Annotated in this window: 3 protein-coding genes; all 3 read left to right on the forward strand. The window is 42.8% G+C overall.

Annotated features, from left to right (window positions below; genetic code table 11):
- The coding region (locus Q1V93_RS07645) for a hypothetical protein (protein WP_300663404.1) at positions 1–188 on the forward strand (188 nt) is incomplete at its 5' end.
- 21 nt (positions 189–209) lie between these two features.
- Positions 210–1,274 (forward strand): PorV/PorQ family protein, encoded by a 1,065-nt coding sequence (locus tag Q1V93_RS07650; RefSeq protein ID WP_300663406.1) that lies wholly within the window; start codon positions 210–212, stop codon positions 1,272–1,274.
- Positions 1,275–1,521: 247 nt separating this feature from the next.
- Positions 1,522–4,524 (forward strand): T9SS C-terminal target domain-containing protein (locus Q1V93_RS07655; RefSeq protein ID WP_300663407.1); only part of this gene is annotated, 3,003 nt, incomplete at its 3' end.

A 4,524-nucleotide genomic window follows, 5' to 3' on the forward strand; every position in this document is an offset into this window, starting at 1 on the left:
GCGGAAAACTAATCCGTCAGTTCAAGAAAGACAATCAGATTACTTACATTGATTGGGATTTGAAGAACACGATTGGAGTTCCGATTGCTAGTGGAGTTTATTTGATCCACGTAGAAGTACCGGGAGTTGGCGAACGCATTGTGAAGTTCTTCGGAGGAATGCGTCAGGTTGACCTTGAAACAATTTAATCATCCTGTTAAGCAAAACGTATGAAATCGATTAATAAAATTATTAAATATACAGCGGTTGCTGGAGTAGTGATGAGCTACTCCAGTGTATTCGCCGGAAACGAAGATCGTGTTGGTTCTGCTGGTGCTACACAATTATTGGTGAATCCATGGGCTAGAAGTATTGGTATTGGTGATGCAGGAGTATCCCATGTCAATGGATTAGAGGCTACATTCACAAATATTGCTGGTTTGGCTTTTACAGATAAAACTCAGGTTAAGTTTAACCGTACGAACTGGATGGGAAGCGCCGGAATTGCTTTGAATTCTGCTGGGATTGCTCAGAGAATTTCTGCATCAACGGTAATTGCTGTTTCGGTTCAGTCTATGAACTTCGGTGATATCGATAGAACATCGGTAGATTTGCCGGAGCCTACTCAGGGAACTTTCTCTCCTCGTATGAATGTGTTTAACGTAGGTTTTGCACATAGCTTTTCATCAAGTATCTATGGAGGGGTGAATTTCAAAGTAATCTCTGAGAGCATTTCAAACCTGAAAGCAAACGGTGTTGCTTTTGACGCTGGTATCCGTTACGTTACAGGAGAACAAGATCAAATTAAATTTGGTATTTCTCTTAAAAACGTTGGGCCGGTTATGAAGTATAAAGGAGATGGATTATCTGATCAGGTGAACTACCTGGCAAATGGTAACCTGGCAACTTTAGAGCAACGTGCAGCAACGTTTGAATTACCTTCTTTGTTAAATATCGGAGCTTCTTATGACTTCAATTTTAATGAAAAGAACAAGTTAATCTGGAGTGCGGCTTTTACAGCAAACTCTTTCCAGAAAGATCAATACCGTATGGGATTGGATTATGGATTGACAATTGACAAAGCAGCGTTCAATATCCGTGTTGGTTATGTAGCTGAAAAAGGACTCTTCAAAACAGAGAACCGTTCAAATGCATTAACAGGTCTTACTGCTGGTTTCTCTGCTGACGCATTAGTTGGTAAAAAGAAATCTGCTTTAGGATTGGAATACGCAATGAGATTAGCTGGTCAGTTCGGTGTAATTCACACATTTGGAGCTACCATCAGCTTGAAGTAATAGACACTACTTTCGTAGACTATATCATTTAGTGAAGGAGGACTTTTTAAGTCCTCCTTTTTTTGTTGGTTTTTTTTGAAAAAATGCACTTTTACTACTGTTTTTCATGGATTTACACCAACCTTTAATTAAGAGCTCTCGTTCTTTCTTTTATACAACCTAAGAACCTTCTCGTTTTGGGGTGGCCGACCCGGGAGTCACATCAATCAAAAGAGTTTGAGTTTTCTGGAAAGAAAAAAATGAAAATATGAGACGAATATTAAACTACTTATCGCTCTCGTTCATGATGTGTTTTGTTGGCTATGCCAGCGCTTATAATCATGATTTTGAGAAAAGTGGGAAATCGGGTGAAAAACCGAAACCCACTGTGACAGCAAAAGCTGCAAACTGTGCGCCCGCGAACTACCGTTTAACAATGAAGTTTAATGATGTGAGTTGTCAGCTGGAAACAGGAGGATTGTTATTCCTGGACCGTGCCAATGGTCTCGCAACGTATACGGTTCCGAAACAAAAGGGAAGTGAAACCGTGGTAACATCTATTTATGCCGGAGCCCTTTGGATGGGAGGTGTGGATACGAATGGATTATTAAAGCTTGCTGCAGTAAAGTTCAGGGCGGGGAATGATTTTTGGCCCGGACCACTGAGTGTTGACCTGGGAAGCGGAAACTATGATCCTTCTGTTCAGCAGGGACATAATGCAAAACGTGACTTCGGAGCGGGTACGATCGACCCGGACCAATGTTTGTTGTATGATAACATCTTCACTATTACGAAAGCAGGAGTGATTACGTTTGTCAGTTACATGGAATGTACTACCGGAGATTGTCCGGTACCAAGTAACGAAACAATGGCTCAAATCAATGCCTGGCCAGGTAACGGGGATGTTAGCCGTGGTCAGGATCAATTCCTGGCTCCGTTCTACGACAACAATGACGACCTGCTTTACGAACCGTTAGATGGTGATTATCCCTGGTATGATGATATCCTGGGGCGTGACGACATTATATGCGGTTCTGATCGTCGTGTATCCTTATACGGAGATGAAACTCACTGGTGGGTATTCAATGATAGAGGAAACATCCACACGGAATCCCAGGGAGATCCGATTGGGATGGAAATCCATGCGCAGGCATTTGCTTTTGCTACAGATGATGAGATCAATAAAATGACCTTTTACAACTACGAGTTGATTAACCGGGGAACCCAAACATTGTATAATACGTATTTCTCTCAGTACGTCGATGCCGATTTAGGGAATTACATGGATGATTTTGCGGGGTGTGACGTTTCCCGCGGATTGAGTTACCAGTATAATGGGAAAGCAGTAGATGAACCAACCTCGGGTCGCCCCGGGTTCGGACCGAACCCACCTGCAATTGGAGTTGATTTCTTTGAGGGGCCTTACCAGGATCCGGATGGAATGGATAATCCGGGGCCGGTTTTCGATACCATTACACAAGAATGGGTGGTGCCGACAGTAGCAAATGCCATTGCGAACAAAGGAATTGTTTACAAAGGTTTGGGCATTGGCTATGGCGATAATATTGTAGACAATGAGCGTTACGGGATGCGTAACTTCACCATTTATACAGGTGGAGGCCAGGAGATTCAATCGGATCCGACATCATCGGCGCAATTCTATAACTACATGCAGGGATTGTGGCGTTATGGAGATCAGTTATACTATGGGGGAACTGGTTTTCCGTCAACCGGATGTGTGACTTCTATTCAGACAAACTACATGTTCCCGGCAGATTCAGATCCTTTGCATTGGGCAACAGAAGGTGTTGATCCCGGCTTCGATTGGTCGGAAGTGGAACCATGTTCTTCAGGTGCTTCAAATCCATTTGGGGATCGTCGTTTTGTACAATCAGCAGGTCCGTTTACATTACGTCCGGGAGCCATAAATAATATCACGGTCGGGATCGTTTATGCGAGAAGTTACGAAGGAAATCTTTTTTCATCGGTAAATGCTTTGAAAACGGCAGATACGAAAGCTCAGGCTTTGTTTGATAACTGTTTCCGTATTTTGAACCCGCCAAATGCTCCTGTTATGACAATCCAGGAATTGGGGAATGAGTTGATTATCATGTTGGATAATCCAAAAAACTCCAATAATAAAGATGAAAAGTATGAAGAAGAGGATATTAATATTGCTGATCCGAATGGAATAGGCGATACGATGCAAAATGGTGATCCGATCATTTATGATAAGTATTATCGTTTTGAAGGTTATCAAATTTACCAGTTAAAAGATGCTTCTGCGGGAATTACAGATTTGGATAATCAGTCAGTAGCTCGTTTGGTAGCACAGTGCGACGTGAAAAACGGGATAAAACGTTTGATTAACTATGAATACGATGAGGAACTTAATCTGACGTTTCCTGTTGAAAAAGTAAAAGGATCAGATCTTGGAATTAAGCACACATTCCGTGTAACGGAAGATTTATTTGCCCAGGGAGATCGCCGTTTGGTGAACTTCAAGACTTACTATTTCATCGCGGTAGCTTATGGATATAATAATTATAAAACCTATGATCCGAGTGATCCGGATGGTCTCGATGGGCAAAAGAAACCGTATTTGCGTTCACGGATCAATGCGGATGGTTCGACATTAGCCGGAATTCCTGCAATTCCGCATCAGATTGCACCTGAGTTGGGAGGATCTGTTGCAAACTCTGTTTACGGGCAAACCCCACGTATCACGCGTTTGGACGGAACCGGAAACGGCGGACGCGAATTGCAATTGACCACAGGATCAGAGAATGCGATTGTAGCCAACGGATTCAAAGACGAATTGGAATACGATTATAACGGTGGACCGATCAACGTGAAGGTAATTGATCCCTTGAATGTGGTTGGTGGTTACTTTGAATGTGAATTCCGGAAGTATACGGGACCTTCAGGAATTGGAAACAGTCCTGCGGAGTTGAAAGGAATCGACACTGCCAGCTGGATCATTTATCATTATGATTCCAAAGGAGGAAACGCGCTGGATTCCGTTACATCCGATGTTACAATCAGTCAAAGGAATGAACAGGTTGTAATGGTTCCGAAATGGGGAGTTTCCATTGAAATTTTCCAGGAGAAATATTACTTCCCTGCAGGAGGAAATCCAGCCAATTACTTGTACGCCGATCCGTTATCGGCATCGATTTCCTATTCGGATTCCTCCAAACAATGGTTGGATTTCGTGAAGGATGATGCTTCCTTTACGCCACGTAACTGGCTTCGGACAGGAACACACTCT

Source organism: Fluviicola sp. (genome assembly GCF_030151805.1).
GTDB lineage: Bacteria > Bacteroidota > Bacteroidia > Flavobacteriales_D > Crocinitomicaceae > Fluviicola.

Excerpts from the sequence above, each read along its gene's own strand:
- Q1V93_RS07650 (WP_300663406.1), top strand. The coding sequence starts at position 210 with ATGAAATCGATTAATAAAATTATTAAATATACAGCGGTTGCTGGAGTA.